This is a genomic window from Mesorhizobium sp. M1307 (assembly GCF_040318155.1).
In the GTDB taxonomy this organism is placed as follows: Bacteria; Pseudomonadota; Alphaproteobacteria; order Rhizobiales; family Rhizobiaceae; genus Mesorhizobium.
In genome coordinates, this window is the sequence record NZ_JAMYLR010000001.1 from 40842 (window position 1) to 57798 (window position 16957).

16 protein-coding genes are annotated in these 16957 nt (G+C 62.5%); 12 read left to right on the plus strand and 4 right to left on the minus strand.

Features of this window, described 5'->3' with window-relative positions:
* The first annotated feature begins 61 nt into the window (after window positions 1-61).
* The 6 genes from NKH16_RS00180 (at window position 62) to NKH16_RS00205 (ending at window position 7106) form a co-directional block, all read left to right on the plus strand.
* Window positions 62-349, plus strand: a complete 288-nt coding sequence (locus NKH16_RS00180) for an FAD assembly factor SdhE (protein ID WP_023680023.1) — start codon at window positions 62-64, stop codon at window positions 347-349.
* A gap of 13 nt (window positions 350-362) precedes the next feature.
* Complete coding sequence (gene mfd, locus NKH16_RS00185) at window positions 363-3860, plus strand: transcription-repair coupling factor (RefSeq protein WP_352742577.1); 3498 nt, start codon at window positions 363-365, stop codon at window positions 3858-3860.
* 179 nt (window positions 3861-4039) lie between these two features.
* Window positions 4040-5413, plus strand: a complete 1374-nt coding sequence (locus tag NKH16_RS00190; RefSeq protein WP_352742579.1) for a class II 3-deoxy-7-phosphoheptulonate synthase — start codon at window positions 4040-4042, stop codon at window positions 5411-5413.
* A gap of 149 nt (window positions 5414-5562) precedes the next feature.
* Window positions 5563-5982, plus strand: a complete 420-nt coding sequence (locus NKH16_RS00195) for a GFA family protein (RefSeq protein WP_352448711.1) — start codon at window positions 5563-5565, stop codon at window positions 5980-5982.
* A 76-nt stretch (window positions 5983-6058) separates the two neighbouring features.
* The gene (locus NKH16_RS00200; RefSeq protein WP_352742581.1) at window positions 6059-6418 is read left to right on the plus strand and encodes a diacylglycerol kinase; all 360 of its coding nucleotides are present in this window, start codon (window positions 6059-6061) and stop codon (window positions 6416-6418) included.
* Window positions 6419-6518: 100 nt separating this feature from the next.
* Entirely contained in the window at window positions 6519-7106 is a 588-nt protein-coding gene (locus NKH16_RS00205; protein ID WP_352448713.1) for a hemerythrin domain-containing protein, read from the plus strand.
* 3 nt (window positions 7107-7109) lie between these two features.
* Here the strand turns inward: NKH16_RS00205 and NKH16_RS00210 are convergent, their stop codons facing one another.
* A complete protein-coding gene (locus NKH16_RS00210; RefSeq protein ID WP_352448714.1) occupies window positions 7110-7697 on the minus strand; it encodes a DedA family protein in 588 nt (195 codons plus the stop codon).
* The gene (locus tag NKH16_RS00215; RefSeq protein ID WP_023680015.1) at window positions 7694-8257 is read right to left on the minus strand and encodes a DUF1003 domain-containing protein; all 564 of its coding nucleotides are present in this window, start codon (window positions 8255-8257) and stop codon (window positions 7694-7696) included. Before NKH16_RS00215 ends, NKH16_RS00210 begins: the two co-directional genes overlap by 4 nt.
* 83 nt (window positions 8258-8340) lie before the next feature.
* Between NKH16_RS00215 and NKH16_RS00220 the strand changes: the two genes are divergently transcribed.
* The 5 genes from NKH16_RS00220 (at window position 8341) to gltX (ending at window position 14938) form a co-directional block, all read left to right on the plus strand.
* A complete protein-coding gene (locus tag NKH16_RS00220; RefSeq protein WP_352540625.1) occupies window positions 8341-9054 on the plus strand; it encodes a DNA-3-methyladenine glycosylase I in 714 nt (237 codons plus the stop codon).
* A gap of 65 nt (window positions 9055-9119) precedes the next feature.
* Complete coding sequence (locus NKH16_RS00225) at window positions 9120-10802, plus strand: NAD+ synthase (protein ID WP_352540624.1); 1683 nt, start codon at window positions 9120-9122, stop codon at window positions 10800-10802.
* A gap of 27 nt (window positions 10803-10829) precedes the next feature.
* Window positions 10830-11243 (plus strand): GNAT family N-acetyltransferase, encoded by a 414-nt coding sequence (locus tag NKH16_RS00230; RefSeq protein WP_352619846.1) that lies wholly within the window; start codon window positions 10830-10832, stop codon window positions 11241-11243.
* 382 nt (window positions 11244-11625) lie between these two features.
* Window positions 11626-13431, plus strand: coding sequence for an ABC transporter ATP-binding protein (locus tag NKH16_RS00235; RefSeq protein ID WP_352742584.1), 1806 nt, complete (start codon window positions 11626-11628; stop codon window positions 13429-13431).
* 133 nt (window positions 13432-13564) lie between these two features.
* A complete protein-coding gene (gltX, locus tag NKH16_RS00240) occupies window positions 13565-14938 on the plus strand; it encodes a glutamate--tRNA ligase (RefSeq protein ID WP_352742586.1) in 1374 nt (457 codons plus the stop codon).
* Here the strand turns inward: gltX and NKH16_RS00245 are convergent.
* The gene (locus tag NKH16_RS00245; protein ID WP_352742588.1) at window positions 14856-16067 is read right to left on the minus strand and encodes a DUF2865 domain-containing protein; all 1212 of its coding nucleotides are present in this window, start codon (window positions 16065-16067) and stop codon (window positions 14856-14858) included. The two genes, gltX and NKH16_RS00245, sit on opposite strands and share 83 nt — an antisense overlap.
* A gap of 27 nt (window positions 16068-16094) precedes the next feature.
* On the minus strand, window positions 16095-16310 hold the full coding sequence (locus tag NKH16_RS00250) for a hypothetical protein (protein ID WP_352448721.1): 216 nt from the start codon (window positions 16308-16310) through the stop codon (window positions 16095-16097).
* Window positions 16311-16333: 23 nt separating this feature from the next.
* Here NKH16_RS00250 and NKH16_RS00255 point away from each other — a divergent pair, with 23 nt between their 5' ends.
* On the plus strand, window positions 16334-16954 hold the full coding sequence (locus NKH16_RS00255) for a DUF1287 domain-containing protein (protein ID WP_352742590.1): 621 nt from the start codon (window positions 16334-16336) through the stop codon (window positions 16952-16954).
* Window positions 16955-16957 lie beyond the last annotated feature (3 nt).

Consider the following 16957-nt stretch of genomic DNA (forward strand, 5'->3'; position numbering starts at 1 on the left):
GCAAGGCTGACACCGCCTCCTATCCACGCTATATGCGCCGCCTGGGCAAGGATGTTGCAAGATGACCGGAACGAAACGATCAAGCGAGGGGCTCGATGCCCGCCGCCGCAAGCTTCTGTTTCGTTCGTGGCACCGCGGCATGCGCGAGATGGACCTTATACTCGGCAGCTTCGCCGACGCCGAGATCGGCGCCTTGACCGGCGACGAAATCGACCAATATGAGAGGCTCCTCGACATTCCCGACACCGAATTCCTGCCTCTCGTCACTGGCGAACGCCCGGTTCCGGCGGATATCGACTGTGCCGTCCTGCAAAAAATCCTGGCTTCGCGCCGGGAGATGACCTTCTGAACAACGTGTAGCCATGAGCCTTATCCCTACGATCGGTCTGCCGAAAGGCCGCGCCGGCCAGTTCATCGTCGATGGCGTCGCCGACGGCTACGAAGCCTTTGCGCTGGTGCAGGCTGCGCACGAGATCGCCCCTGACAAGCCGGTGCTGTTCGTGGCACGCGACGGCCAGCGTCTGCCGGCGATCGTCGAGGCGCTTGCCTTTGCGGCGCCGGGCCTGCCGGTGCTGGAACTGCCGGCCTGGGACTGCCTGCCTTACGACCGCGTCTCGCCCGGCGCCGACGCCGCCGCAAGGCGGCTCGATGCACTGGCCGCAATGATTGCGCTGGCGAAGAAGCCGCACCGAGCCGTCGTCCTCACCACCGCGAATGCGCTGTTGCAACGCATTCCGCCGGCTGAACTCGTCGAGGCGCAGACCTTCCACGCCAAACCCGGCAACCAGATAGACATGAACGTGCTGGTGTCGCGGCTGGAGAATTCCGGCTTCGAGCGAGTGCCGACGGTGCGCGGCATCGGCGAATTTGCGGTGCGCGGCGGCATTCTCGATCTCTTCGCGCCCGGCTGGACGGAGGCACTGCGCCTCGATTTCTTCGGCGATACGCTGGAATCGATCCGCGTCTTCGACACCGCAACCCAGCGCACCATCGGCCAACGCAAATCGATGGCGCTGCAGGCGATGAGCGAGGTGGCGCTGACGCCGGAAACCATCAGCCGCTTCCGCCGCGCCTACATCGAAGCCTTTGGCGCGCCCTCCCGCGACGATGGGCTCTATGCGGCGGTCAGCGAGGGCAGGCGGTTTGCCGGCATGGAGCACTGGCTGCCGTTCTTCTATGAGCGGCTGGAAACCGTCTTCGACTACCTGCCCGATGCGCCTGTGGTTTTCGACCATCTGGCGCATGAGGCACTGGCCGAGCGCCACACTCTAATCCTCGACCACTACGAAGCGCGCAAGAAGCAGGCCGACGGCGCCTTGAAGGACGCGGTGCCCTACAAGCCGGTGCCGCCGGATCTGCTCTATCTGTCGCCCGAGAACCTGATTGCCTCGCTTGGCCCGCGCGAGGCGATAGATTTCACGGCCTTCGACGCGCCCGATGCCGGCGCGAAAAAGGTGTTCCATGCCGGCTCGCGCCACGGCCGCAGCTTCGTCGAGGAACGCGCCGATCCTAACGCCAACGTTTTCGACGTCGTCGTAAAACACATTTCCGACGAGCGCGCTGGACGCCGCCGCGTCATCGTCGCCGGCTGGACCGAGGGTTCGCTCGACCGGCTTGGTCAGATCCTTGCCGAGCATCATCTTGGCAATCTGAAGCCGGTGGCGACGCTTGCCGAAGCCGAAAAGCTTGAGCCAGGGGAGGCGGCGCTGGCCGTGCTGCCGCTCGAATCCGGCTTCGAGACCGAGAAACTGGTCGTCGTCGCCGAGCAGGACATTCTCGGCGACCGGCTGATCCGGCGCTCGAAGCGCAAGAAGCGTGCGTCCGACTTCATCGCCGAGGCTTCGGCCTTGTCGTCAGGCGATATCGTCGTCCATGCCGACCATGGCATTGGCCGTTTCATCGGGTTGCGTACCATCGAGGCGGTTGGTGCGCCTCACGATTGCCTCGAGATCCACTATGCCGGCGACGATCGGCTATTCTTGCCGGTGGAAAACATCGAGCTGCTGTCGCGCTATGGCTCGGATTCGGCCGAGGCGACGCTCGACAAGCTTGGCGGTGGCGCCTGGCAATCGCGCAAGGCGCGGCTGAAGAAACGCCTGCTCGACATGGCCGGGCAGCTGATCCGCATTGCCGCCGAGCGGCAAATGCGGGCAGCACCGGCGCTGGTGCCGGCGGAAGGCCTCTATGGCGAGTTTGCAGCGCGTTTTCCTTATGAGGAGACCGATGACCAGCAGACCGCGATCGATTCAGTCGTGGATGATCTAGGCGCCGGAAAGCCGATGGACCGGCTGATCTGCGGTGACGTCGGCTTCGGCAAGACCGAAGTTGCACTTCGCGCCGCCTTCATTGGGGCGATGGAAGGCTTTCAGGTGGCCATAGTAGTGCCGACGACATTGTTGTCGCGCCAGCATTTCAAGACTTTCTCGCAGCGCTTCTCCGGCCTGCCGATCCGCGTCGCCCAGGCCTCGCGGCTGGTCGGCGCCAAGGAATTGGCGGAGACCAAGAAGGGCATCGCCCTAGGCCAGATCGACATCGTCGTCGGCACGCATGCACTGCTCGGCTCCTCGATCTCGTTCAAGAATCTTGGTCTGCTGATCATCGACGAGGAGCAGCATTTCGGCGTCAAGCACAAGGAGCGGCTGAAGGATCTGAAGACCGACGTCCACGTTCTGACTTTGTCGGCGACGCCGATCCCACGCACGCTGCAGCTTGCCTTGACCGGCGTGCGCGAGTTGTCGCTGATCGCTACGCCGCCGGTCGACCGCCTGGCGGTGCGCACCTTCATCTCGCCCTTCGATCCGCTGGTCATCCGCGAGACGCTGCTCAGAGAACGCTACCGCGGCGGCCATTCCTTCTACGTCGTACCGCGCATCAGCGATCTCGCGGAAATCCATGATTTCCTGCGCGAATCCGTGCCTGAGCTGAAAGTGGCCGTGGCCCACGGCCAGATGCCGCCCGGCGAACTCGACGACATCATGAACGCCTTCTATGACGGCCAGTACGATGTGCTTTTGTCGACCACAATCGTCGAATCCGGCCTCGATATACCGACCGCCAACACGCTGATCGTGCACCGCGCCGATATGTTCGGACTGTCGCAGCTCTATCAGCTGCGTGGCCGCGTCGGGCGTTCGAAGGTGCGCGCCTATGCGCTGTTCACGCTGCCGGCCAACCGCAAGCTCACCGATACGGCCGAGCGTCGGCTGAAAGTGCTGCAGTCGCTCGACACGCTCGGCGCCGGTTTCCAGCTGGCCAGCCACGACCTCGATATCCGCGGCGCCGGCAATCTGCTTGGCGAAGAGCAGTCGGGCCACATTAAGGAGGTCGGCTTCGAGCTCTACCAGCAGATGCTGGAGGAGGCGGTGGCCGAAGTGAAGGATTCCGGCGAGGTGCAGGACGGCGGCTGGTCGCCGCAGATCGCCGTCGGCACGGCGGTGATGATCCCGGAAAGCTACGTCCCGGATCTGCAGCTCAGGCTGGCGCTCTATCGCCGTCTTGGCGATCTCGAAAATACGGAAGAGATCGATGCTTTCGGCGCCGAGCTGATCGACCGGTTCGGGCCGCTGCCGGAAGAGGTAAAGCATCTGTTGAAGATCGTCTTCATCAAGGCGCTTTGCCGCAAGGCCAACGTGGAGAAGCTCGACGCCGGGCCGAAAGGCGTCGTCATCCATTTCCGCAAGCGGGAATTCCCCAATCCGGTCGGGCTGGTCAAGCTCATCGGCGAACAGGGCTCGCTGGCCAAGATCCGACCCGACCAGAGCGTCGTCTTCAGCCGCGACTGGGCGACGCCCGAGAAGCGGCTGGCTGGCTCAGCGGTTGTCATGACGCAGCTGGCGCGGCTGGTGGAGAAGGCGGCGTAGCAGCGCGTCGCTGGTGCTCTGGGCACAGCCGCACCGGCACTTTCGCAGTGCCGTGCTCATTCGCCACGCGACCACTTCCGGTCTAGAATAGGAAATCGGCTTCGTGTATGGAGCCGCGACCCCATATGGGGCGGATTGGCGGGCGATGGCGTCCGTGTGAAAGAGCGTTAGGTGTTTCGATGACGAAATGGTCGCCGAATTCGTGGAGAGCTAAGCCGATCCAGCAGGTTCCTGCCTATCCGGATCTTGCCGCGCTGAGGAACACGGAAGCCCAGCTTGCCACGTTTCCGCCGTTGGTTTTTGCAGGTGAGGCACGCAAGCTGAAGAAGCAGCTTGCGACCGTCGCTGCCGGAGACGCATTCCTTCTGCAGGGCGGCGATTGCGCCGAGAGCTTCGCCGAGCATGGCGCCGACAATATCCGCGACTTCTTCCGCGTCTTCCTGCAGATGTCGGTGGTACTGACCTTCGCCGGCGCGCAGCCGGTGGTGAAGGTCGGCCGTGTCGCCGGCCAGTTTGCCAAGCCGCGCTCGTCCGACAATGAGACCAAGGGCGGTGTGACGCTGCCGAGCTATCGCGGCGACATCATTAACGGCATCGAGTTCGACGCCAAGTCGCGCATTCCCGATCCTGCAAGACAGGAGATGGCGTACCGCCAGTCGGCGGCGACGCTCAACCTTTTGCGTGCCTTCGCCCAAGGTGGCTATGCCAGCCTGGAGAACGTGCATCAATGGATGCTTGGCTTCGTGTCCGACAGCCCGCAGGGGGAGAAATACGAGTCGCTCGCCAACCGCATCACCGAGACGATGGACTTCATGAAGGCCGTCGGCATCACCTCGGAGACCAATTACGCGCTGCGCGAGACCGATTTTTACACCAGCCACGAAGCGTTGCTGCTCGGCTATGAGGAGGCGCTGACCCGCGTCGATTCGACCTCCGGCGACTGGTACGCCACCTCCGGCCACATGATCTGGATCGGCGATCGCACGCGCCAGCCCGACCATGCCCATGTCGAATACTGCCGTGGCATCAAGAACCCGCTCGGCCTGAAATGTGGCCCGTCGCTGACGCCGGATGGCCTGTTGCAGCTCATCGACCTGCTCAATCCGGAGAACGAGCCCGGCCGGCTGACGCTGATCGCGCGTTTCGGTTCCGACAAGGTTGCTGACCACCTGCCGAAGCTGGTGCGCGCGGTGCAGAAGGAAGGCCGCAGCGTGGTGTGGTCGTCCGACCCGATGCATGGCAACACCATCGAGGCCGCCGGCTACAAGACACGGCCGTTCGACCGCATCCTGAAGGAGGTGCAGACCTTCTTCGAGGTGCATCGCGCCGAAGGCACGCATCCGGGCGGCATCCATGTCGAGATGACCGGCAAGAACGTCACGGAATGCACCGGTGGCGCCCGCGCCATCACCGCCGAAGAGCTGCAGGATCGCTACCACACCCATTGCGATCCGCGCCTCAACGCTGACCAGGCGATCGAGTTGGCGTTCCTGGTCTCCGATCTGCTCAAGAAGACCCATCCGGTGCAGCACAAGCAGGCCGTCAATGGCTGATACGATCTGAACTGTGATGTCATTGAAGAAGCGCCGGGCGAAAACCGGCGCTTTTTCTATTCAATCCCGCCGGTGTCGCATTTGCTCGTGCCTAACGCGCGCAAAACTGGAATCCTGCCAGGCGATGGCAATTGCATCGGGAGGCCGACATGACTGACAGTCACTGCGGATCATGCTTGTGCGGGGCAGTGCGGTTCCAGACACGAGGACCGCTACGCGGTGTCGTCTACTGCCATTGCTCGCAGTGCCGGAAGCAGAGCGGGCATTTTTATGCGGCGGCCAACGTTGCCGACCGCGACATCACAATCACCGGCGCGGAGAGCATCACCTGGTACGAGGCCTCTTCGTTCGCCAGGCGCGGCTTCTGCAAGACATGCGGCTCTCTGCTGTTCTGGAAGCCGAGCGATGACGGCTATGTTTCGGTCATGGCAGGGCTGTTCGACGCGCCAACCGGGCTTCAAGGAGAATGCCATATCTTCGTCGGCGACAAGGGCGATTATTACGCCATCGATGATGGGCTGCCGCAGTTCGAGAAGTCGACGCCGTCGATCAAGGTGGCAGGCGACTGATTTTGAAGAGGTCGCCTTATTCCCTTGGTCCAGCCATTGCGCTAATCCCCTGCCGGTGATTCCGAAGGGTTTTGGTATGCAGCGGCTGATCGACGCTTTTTACAATTCGGTGCGGGCGTTTCGCAAACTGGCGGCCAGCGAGGAGGCTTTCCAGCTGGAGCTGACACTGCTCGTGCTTGCCTTGCCGCTCGGCTGGTTCCTTTCGGAATCGTGGCGCGGCTATGCGTTGCTGATCGGCGCGGTGCTGCTCATGATCATGATCGAGGTGTTGAACACCGGCATCGAGGCGGCATGCGACGCGTTCAGCCGCGAATTCAACATCGATATCCAACTGGCCAAGGATTGCGGTTCGCTGGCGGTGCTGATTTCGGTGGCGATCGCTGCCGGCGTCTGGGGCGTCGCCGTCATCGAGCGGATCCTCGGGGTACCGATCTGAGGTTTCAGACACTACATGCCGTCACTGCATCTCTCGTTTTGACCATGATCTTTTCCGAAGACCGGTACCACTTTCGGGATCATGGTCTGAGGAAACCGATATGGCCGATACCGCCGGATTTCTGCTGCTCGAACGTGAGGGCCTGCCGGACGATCTTCGCTGGCTGGTTGAAAAATTTCCACGCGAGGTCTGGCAGGCGCATGCCAACATCCACGGCATAGCCAATATGTGGCTGCAGCGGCACGACATGTTCCGCGAGCTTGGCGGCATGCTCACCAGTGGTATTGGCGATTATCGGGATGGTAGGCTGAACGCGCAGGAATTCGCGCGCTGGTTCGCGCCGCGCCTCAACCATTTCCTCGGCAATCTCGACGGCCACCACAATGTCGAGGACCATCATTATTTCCCGGTCTTCGCCAGGGCCGAGACCCGTCTGAAGCGCGGCTTCGAAATCCTGGATGCCGATCACCACACAATCCATGAGGGACTGGAGCGCAATGCCCAGGCGGCAAATGCCTTCATCCGCACGCTTCAGGAGAGCGAAGACAAACAGCGTTTCGCCGCCGATGCCTATGCTGACGAGAACAGCCGGCTGATCGCCATGTTGACCCGGCATCTTGCCGACGAGGAAGACCTGATCATTCCGCTGATCCTCGAGAAGGGTGATCGTGCGCTCGGCATTGATTGACGATCAGCTTCCCTTGTGGAGTTCCTTCTTGGCGACGATATGGGCCGCGAGCCAGCCGAGGATGGCCACAACGAGGCCGATTGCCAGAGCGATCAGCAACCGCTCGTGGCGGGCCAGCGCCTGGCCGACGATGTGCTCCGCGCCCAGCCCGAAGACATAACCGACAGTGCAGAACAGTGCCGCCCAGACTACCGACGAGATGGCGTTGAGGATGATGAAGTGCGCCGCGGCGATGCCCGACAGCCCGGCCGCGATTCCGCCGACCAGTCGCAGGCCATAGATGTAACGGTTCGACAGCACGAAAATGTTGGGATGAGAGGTGACAAGGCGGTAGGCGTGGCTGAAGCCCGGCCGGGCTCGGAGCCTGATCACGAATTTATGGTCGGCGAAGCTCCGTCCCAAGATGAAGAAGAACGTGTCGCCACCGAAGGCGCCGAGCGCCGCCGCGAGGAAGGCCTGCCACGGGACGAAGACATGCTGATGCGCGAAAAAACCGCCGAGAATGGCGGCGCTTTCGCCCTCGGCGACGCAGCCCAGAAAAACCGCGACCAGCCCATATTGCTCAATGAGACGATGGATGACTTCCGTCATGAAGACGTTCGCTGCTTCGACAGAATGTCGTCGATGCGCTTCACCTGCTCGGCCAGCCGGGCGATCTCGTCTCGCATGCCGATGATCTGGCTGTGGCGCAGTTCGTCGAGCTTTTCGTGTAACGCCATGATCTCGATCTCGGCCTTGAGATTAACCTCATAGTCGTGCGCGGCGTCGATTCGATCGCGCTCCGTCTGGCGGTTCTGCGCCATCATGATCACTGGCGCCTGCAGGGCGGCAACCATGGAAAGCACGAGATTGAGGAAGATGAAGGGATAGGGATCGAAGGCGGCGCGCGACAAGAGCCAGACATTGCCTGCCGTCCACAGGATCAGGAAGCCAATGAATGCCAGGATGAAGGACCACGAGCCGCCGATCCGGGCGATGGTGTCGGCCAGGCGATCTCCAAACGTCTGGTGAAAGGCGACGGCCTTGTTGGTGTCCTTGGAGATCGTGGTGCGCTCGAGCGTAGATTGCAGTACCCGACTTTCGAGCGCGCTGAGGCCGTCCGGCTTTCGCTTCAGCCAGCGGCTTGCCAGGTCCTCGATCGTTTTGTTCATCGTCGCCTCCGTCGTCAGCGATGAGGTAGAAGCTGCCGGTTCATACGGGAAGTGGTAGATTGACGCGATGGGATCAGGAAACAATGGTGGATTTTCAGAAAATTCGCGCCCGTGCAGCGAAGCGCAAAGGCGGTGAGGCAGCGCTGACGTCGCTGCTGGGTCCTATGCCCGATAATGCCGCGGTGGCAAAGATTGCGGACGACCGGATCCTGTCGACCATGGCCGAGCGGGTTTTTGCCGCCGGCTTTGTCTGGCGCGTCATCGAGCAGAAATGGCCGGGTTTCGAGGAAGCATTTCTTGGCTTCGAGCCGAAGCGGCTGCTGTTCCAGCCTGACGATTTCTGGCACGATCTCACAGCCGACAAGCGCATCGTCCGCAATCCGCAGAAGATCAAATCCGTACGCGACAACGCAGCCTTCGTCGAGCGCGTGTCGAAGGAGCATGGCAGCTTCGGCAAGTTCCTGGCCAATTGGCCGGCGGATGACCAGGTCGGATTGATGGCCTATCTCGGCAAGCACGGCAGCCGGCTCGGCGGCAATACCGGCCAGTATTTTCTGCGCTGGCTGGAGTGGGACGCCTTCATCGTCTCGGCCGACATGGCGGCAGCGCTGCGCGACGCCGGGCTCGACCTCGCGCAGAGCCCGACATCGAAGAAGGACCTGGGCAAGATCCAAGTGCAGATAAACGCCTGGGCGGCGGAAACCGGGCTGCCGCGCCGGCACATTTCGCGCATTCTGGCAATGTCGATCGGCGAGAACCATCCGCCGGAAGCCTTGCGCGAATATATGGGCGAATAGGATCGACTGTTTGGTCCAAACGAACGCCATTGCCCGACGAATTTTGCCGCGCTAAACCCACGGGCATGACAGACAAGACCGCTCCAGACATATTGCGCATCGCCGTCGCCCAGCTCAATCCGACGGTCGGCGACGTCGCCGGCAATCTTGCCAAGGCACGCGAGGCGAGGGCGGATGCCGCCCGCCAAGGCGCCGACCTCGTGCTGTTTACCGAGCTTTTCCTTGCCGGCTATCCGCCTGAGGATCTGGTGCTGAAGCCCGCCTTCCTGAAGGCCTGCGAGCGGGCGGCGGAGGATTTCGCCGGCGATACCGCCGACGGCGGCCCGGGTTTCGTCATCGGCACGCCGTTGAAGCGCAAGACCGGCACGCACAATTCGATCATCTTTGCCGATGGCGGCAAGATCCTTGCCGAACGCTACAAGCTCGATCTGCCGAATTACGGTGAGTTCGACGAGAAGCGCGTCTTCCAGGCCGGCCCCGAGATCCAGGGGCCGGTCAATTTCCGCGGCGTGCGCGTGGGAGTGCCGATCTGCGAAGATATCTGGGGCGAGGTTGCCGTCTGCGAGACGCTGGCCGAAAGCGGCGCGGAAATCCTGCTGGTCCCGAACGGCTCGCCCTATTACCGCGGCAAGGTCGACGTCCGCCACCAGATCGTCATCCGCCAGGTCATCGAATGCGGACTGCCGATTATCTATGCCAACCAGCTTGGCGGCCAGGACGAGCTGGTTTTCGATGGCGCATCGTTTGCCATAGGTTCTGACAAGACGCTGGCCTTCCAGATGAGCCAGTTCGAGGAGACGGTCAACGTCACCACCTGGAAGCGAAAGAATGACATCTGGGTCTGCTCTGACGGACCGATGTCGAAAATCCCGGAAAAGGAGGAGGCCGACTATCGCGCCTGCATGTTGGGCCTGCGCGATTACGTCAACAAGAACGGCTTCAAGAATGTCGTGCTCGGCCTCTCCGGCGGCATCGATTCGGCGATCTGCGCGGCACTTGCCGTCGATGCGCTCGGCGAGGAACGGCTGCGCGCCGTGATGATGCCTTACCGCTACACTTCGAAGGACTCGCTCAAGGATGCCGAGGACTGCGCCCGCGCGCTCGGCTGCCGCTACGACATCGTGCCGATCTTCGAGCCAGTCGAGGGTTTCCTGCACACGTTGACACAGCTTTTCGAGGGCACCAAGGAAGGCATCACCGAGGAAAACCTGCAGAGCCGGGCCCGCGGCACCATCCTGATGGCGATTTCCAACAAGTTCGGCTCGATGGTGGTCACCACCGGCAACAAAAGCGAGATGTCGGTCGGCTACGCGACGCTCTATGGCGACATGAATGGCGGCTTCAATCCGATCAAGGACCTCTACAAGATGCAGGTCTATGCGCTGTCGCGCTGGCGCAACGCGCATGTGCCGCCGGGTGCGCTCGGTCCGTCCGGCGAGGTGATCCCGAACAACATCATCGACAAGGCGCCCTCGGCGGAACTGCGAGAGAACCAGACGGACCAGGATTCGCTGCCGCCCTATCCGGTGCTCGACGACATATTGGAGTGCCTGATCGAAAACGAGATGGGTGTCGACGACATCGTCGCGCGCGGCCATGACCGGGCGACGGTGACGCGCGTCGAGCACCTGCTTTACGTCGCCGAATACAAGCGCCGGCAGGCGGCGCCCGGTGTGAAGATCACCAGGAAGAATTTCGGCCGCGACCGCCGCTATCCCATTACCAACCGGTTCAGGGATGGCGGGTAGGCGATTGGCCTGTTTAACGGTTTAGCCATGGCCAACCTTGAAATCAGCTTTGACCCGTCGCGGATCGACTTCCGGGCGACGTCCGACATTTTGAAGGAGAGCTATTGGGGCAGTGGCCGCAGCGACGAACTGCACCGCCGCGCCTTCGCCAACTCACTGTGCGTCGGCGCCTATGTCGGCGGCAATCAGGTCGGCTTCGGCCGGGCGATCACCGACCGCACGGTATTTGCCTATCTCGCCGACATAATTGTCTGGCCCGGGTATCGCGGACAAGGCATCGGAACCCGGCTTGTCCAGGCGCTTATCGACCACTCGGACGTCAAGACGGTCACGCATTGGAGCCTGTCGACCAACGACGCCCATGCGGTTTACGAAAAGCTCGGCTTCAGGCCTTCCACCGACGGCCGCTATATGCGCTTCGACCGTATCCCGGCAACCTGAACAGAGGCAGCGCACAACCCGCGATTGTTGCAAAATCGTCTCACTGCTTGGACCAGATGCGCTTTTGGCTATCTACTGACTTGGCGCGGCGTTGAGGCGTCTCTATAAACACCTCTCCGCGATTCCCCTTCAGGAGGAACCGAATGCCAGGATTTGACATCGTTATGCGAGGCCGCGAAGCCTAGGTCTTGGTCAGTGCGCCGCGAGATAGCCTCGCGGCAAGGCTGAACCGAGGCAGGTATTTCGCCGCTGCCGGTCGCCGCCCCTCTACAGGGCCGCCAAATACGCCAAACCTCCGCATCTCCGGGCGCCAAACGGCGCCGACGCGGTTTTTCAATTTCTACTTTCGTGGGATCGGGCTCGTTTGCGCCCGAATGACATCATGACTCGTTTTCGAATAGATTTGCGCGCGGGCGCCTTTCGCAGCGTTCTTGGCTTCACGCTCAGCCATTGGCGACGTCAGCCGTGGCGGCTTGCCGGCATTATGGGCACGTTCCTGCTGTCGACCTTGGCCGACGTGCTGACGCCGCTCTATTCCGGCCGGCTGGTCGACGCCGTTGCCAGTAGTGCCACAGCCGACGATGCCGCATGGAATGCGGCGATGGCTGCCTTTTCGATGCTGGTGGCGCTGGCGCTCACCGGTGTCGTGCTGCGCAATCTCGCCTTCATGGCCATCGTCGAGCTGACGTTGAAGATGATGGCGGATATTGCCGCCGACGCCTTCCACCGCGTCCAGCGCTTTTCCACCGACTGGCATGCCAACAGCTTCGCCGGATCGACGGTGCGCAAGATAACGCGCGGCATGTGGGCGCTCGACCTGCTCAACGACACGATCCTGATCGCGCTGCTGCCATCGGTCGTCATGCTCGTCGGCTCGACGCTGCTGCTTGGCTGGTTCTGGCCGCTGATGGGTGCTGTCGTCGCCACCGGTTCGGTTCTGTTCATCGCGGTGACGACGATGCTGTCGCTTGGCTATGTCGCGCCCGCGGCAAGGCTTGCCAATGCGTGGGATACACGGCTTGGCGGCTCGCTGGCCGATGCGGTGAGCTGCAACGCCGTGGTCAAGGGTTTTGGCGCCGAGGAACGCGAGGAGACGCGGCTTGCCGAGGTCGTCGCCAAATGGCGCGGTCGCACGCGCCGCACCTGGATGCGCGGCACCGTCAACGGCACCACGCAAGGGACGATGCTGCTGCTTTTGAGGGCAGCGGTCATCGGGTTCTCCCTGCTGTTGTGGTCGTGGGGGCAGGCGAGCGCCGGCGATGTCGCCTTCGTGCTGACCTCATTCTTCGTGCTGCAAGGCTATCTGCGCGACATCGGCACACATATCCGCAATCTGCAGCGCTCGATCAACGACATGGAGGAACTGGTCGACTTCCAGTCCGAACCACTCGGCATTGAGGATCGGCCCGGCGCCAAACCGATCCGGATCACCGATGGCCGTATCACCTTCGACAATGTCACGTTCCATTATGGCAGCCACCGCCTGCCGCTCTATCGCGACTTTTCGGTGGACATCGCGCCGGGCGAGCGGGTCGGGCTGGTTGGCCATTCGGGCTCCGGCAAAACGACATTCGTCAAGCTGATCCAGCGCCTCTATGACGTGACCGCGGGAAATATCCTGATCGACGGCCAGGACATTGCCGGTGTCGCGCAGGCGTCGCTGCGCGCACAGATCGCCATTGTCCAGCAGGAGCCGATCCTGTTTCACCGGTCGCTGGCCGAAAACATCGCCTATGCCCGGCCGGCCGCCACGCAGGCCGAGATCGAGCACGCGGCGCGGTTGGCCAGCGCGCATGACTTCATCGCCAATTTGCCGAAAGGCTATGGCACGCTGGTCGGCGAGCGTGGCGTAAAGCTATCGGGTGGTGAGCGTCAGCGCGTTGCAATCGCACGCGCCTTTCTTGCCGATGCGCGCATTCTCATCCTGGATGAGGCAACGTCGAGTCTCGATTCGGAATCGGAGGTGCTGATCCAGCAGGCGATGGAGCGGTTGATGGTCGGCCGCACGACGCTGGTCATTGCCCACCGGCTGTCGACGGTACGGGCGCTGGACAGGCTTTTGGTGTTCGATCGCGGCCGCATCGTCGAAGAGGGCTCGCATGACCAGCTGATCCGGCTGCAAGGCGGCATCTACCGCCGGCTGTTCGAACGCCAGGCGCTTGAGCTGACCAAAAGCATGGTGATCTGACGGTTGCGGCGCCGCGCGTCCTGATGGACGCGTGGCGCTGCAGTCTTTTCTTCGCCTTCGTCATGTTCTATGTCTGCCGCCGAGCGCGGGGGCGCGTCTTGTCAACAGCAAAACCATCCGGTACGCCCCGCTCATGACAGTTACCGTCCGTTTCGCCCCGTCACCGACCGGCCGCATCCATATCGGCAATGCGCGCACCGCTTTGTTCAATTGGCTGTTTGCCATCAAGAACAAGGGCCGCTTCATCCAGCGCTTCGACGATACCGACGTTGCCCGTTCGACGCAGGAATTTTCCGACGCCATCCTTTACGACCTGCATTGGCTGGGCATCTTCCCCGACGCCACGGAGTATCAGTCGCGGCGGGTCGAAATCTATGATGCCGCACTGGAAAGACTGAAGGAGGCGCGCCTCGTCTATGCCTGCTATGAGACACCTGAAGAGCTCGACCTGAGGCGCAAGGTGCGCCGCACGCGTGGTCTGCCGCCAGTCTATGGCCGCGAGGCGCTGACGCTGGCACCCGAGCAGGTCGCGGAATATGAGGCCGATGGCCGGCGGCCGCACTGGCGCTTTCTGCTGCCCAACTTCACCGGCGATCCGCTGCAGCCGGAGCGCACTGAAATCCACTGGAACGATCTGGTGCGCGGCGAGGAGACCGTCGACCTCGCCTCGCTTTCAGATCCAGTTTTGCGGCGCGAGGACGGCACCTATCTCTACACGCTGCCTTCGGTGATCGACGACATCGAAATGGGCGTCAGCCATGTCATTCGTGGCGACGACCACGTCACCAATACCGGCGTCCAGATAGCCCTGTTCCGGGCGCTCAGCGCCGAGCCGCCGGTGTTCGGCCACCACAATCTTCTGACAACAGCATCAGGCGAGGGGCTTTCCAAGCGCACCGGCGCGCTGTCCATCCAGAGCCTGCGTGAGAGCGGCATCGAGCCAATGGCGGTCGCTTCGCTGGCGGTGCTCGTCGGTACCTCGGAAAACGTCGTGGCGGTGCCGACGATGGCTGAACTTGCCGAGCGCTTCGATCCGGCTGCAACATCGAAATCCGCCGCCAAATTCGATCCGGACGAGCTCTTCGTGCTCAACCGCACGTTGCTGCACCACATGCCGTTTTCCGAGGCGCGCGACCGGCTGATCGTGCTCGGCATCTCTGGCGAACAGGCCGAGCCTTTCTGGCTGGCGGTGCGCGGCAATCTCGACAGGCTGGCTGATGCGGCGATCTGGTGGCGTACGCTTCGAGACGGTCCAGAGGAGCCGGCGGAGTTTTCCGACGATGACCGCGACTTTCTTCGCCAGGCGTTCGAACTGCTGCCGGAGGAGCCTTGGAACGGCGCCGTCTGGAAAGACTGGACCGGCAAGATCCGAGAAGCGAGCGGTCGTAAGGGCAAGGCGCTGTTCATGCCGCTCAGGCTGGCGCTTACGGGACAGCCTTCGGGTCCGGAGCTTGCAGATCTGTTGCCGCTGCTGGGTCGGGAAGGAACGTTGGCCCGACGACCCTGACCTTGCGCTGTTCCGGCGGCGGCAGCGATGTCGGCGAAGGCACGGGCTTGACGGCAAGGCGTCTGATCGCCTCACGGTCGAGGCCGCCTTGCGCATTGGCCAAGGACTCCGGGTCGACGCCCGGATCAGGCTTGGCAACCGGCAGCGGCATGAACGGGGTACTCTCTACATTCGACTCAGATTGTTCCCGGGTTGGCGGGTTGCCGGCGATGATCTCGAAATTCTGCGCGGCATTGCAGCCGCAGGCCGGCGGCCGCGGCATGTCGGACTGCTTGTAGAGGTAGGCCGTCGGCAGTTCGATATAAGGCCTGCCGGTCACCGAAGACGTCATGGACGCCGAATCGCCATTCATGCCGCGCGTGTAGAAAACCTGCATTTCGGTGCCGGGGCAGCTCGATTCGCAATTCTTCTGGTCGCGCTCGAAATCGCCCAGTGAGGCGGCATTCGACATCGGGAAGAAATAACCGTCGCAGGTGCGCACGCACATGGTGCGGAATTCGCCTTGGGGCTGGCCCATGTCGGCGTTGTTGAGCATGGTGCGGATGTTGCCCGGCTGGCTTAGCTCTTCGGCCTGGCTGGGCCCTTCAGGCTGGTCGGGCGCGCCCGGTTCACTTGTGTCACTGCCCAAAAGCTGGTCGAGCAGGTTTCGGTGGCCGTTTTCACGGCTGGCTTCGCGGACCGGTGCGGGCGTCGGCGGCGCCGCATCATCGCGGCAGCCATTGGCGTCAAGCAACGTCAATATGCGCGCGCGATCGCGTCGCGAACCACCGCCGGCAAGGTCGGCGCGCTTGGCCTGCAGGGCGTCGAGATTGGCTGCCATGCGATCGATGGTGGCGTCAAGTGCCGCGCATGCGTTGGCGTTGCGGCGAGACAGCGAAAAGCCGCAGCCGGCGCTGCTGGCCTGGCTGACGGCCTTTGAAATCTGCTGGCGTTGCCGGACGATTGCGTCGTCATATTTCCTGAGCAAGGCCGGTTTGCCGCCGCCACCACGAGAAGCGGCGGCAAGATCGGCTTCAAGCTGGCGGCAGAGGCGCGGAGCGGCCTGCGCCTGAGTGACGGCAATGTCGCACAGTAGCAGGGCACCGAGCAGCGCGGCGGCACGCGTCAGCTTCCAACATGCGCCCGTCATCCCTCCGAAACTCCGCCTGCCTGTCGTTCAGAAAGCTACCGCGCTTGCGGTTAACCGTTTGTTTAGCATACCGCCGATTCCAGCTTCAGCCCAAATCGGCGATGGCTTGCGCCAGTGCGCGGCTTCGATCACGACGGTGCTGTCATATCGACCACGCCACACGACATATTCGGACAGAGCCAGAACCGCGACATCCTGGCGTTGCACGAAAAAAGGCGTATTCGCCCAGAAGAATGCCTGCATCCAGCAATGCCCGGAGGCTTGGCATGACCGCGATTACCCGTCGAGCCGCACTGCAATTTGGTCTTTTGTGCCTGGCGATGCCGGTTGCCATGGCGCAGGAAAAGCCCATCACGCCGGATTGGGGCACCAAATTGGTCGAAGCCGCCCGTGAGCAGATCGGCGTCACCACACTCTACGATCCGACCTATACACGCCTGGCCTATCCGGGCGGGGACGTTGAGCCCGAGCGGGGTGTGTGCACGGATGTCGTGATCCGTGCCTATCGCCGCGCCTTCGATGTCGATCTGCAAGAGCTGGTGCATGAGGATATGCGGGCCAATTTTGCCGCCTATCCGAAGGTTTGGGGCTTGAAAGCGCCCGACCGCAACATCGACCACCGCCGTGTGCCCAACCTTGCGGTCTATTTCGAGCGGCGCGGTGCTGCCTTGCCCGTCAGCCAAGACCCGGCCGACTATCGGCCAGGGGATCTCATCGCCCAGATGCTGCCCGGCAATCTGTCGCATATTGCCATCGTGTCGTCCAATCGCTCCACATTGGTACCGACAAGAAGACTGGTCATTCACAATATCGGCGGCGGCGCCAGGGAAGAGGACACTTTGTTTGCCTTCAGGCAGACAGGGCATTTCCGGTTCAGGCCAATCTGAGAA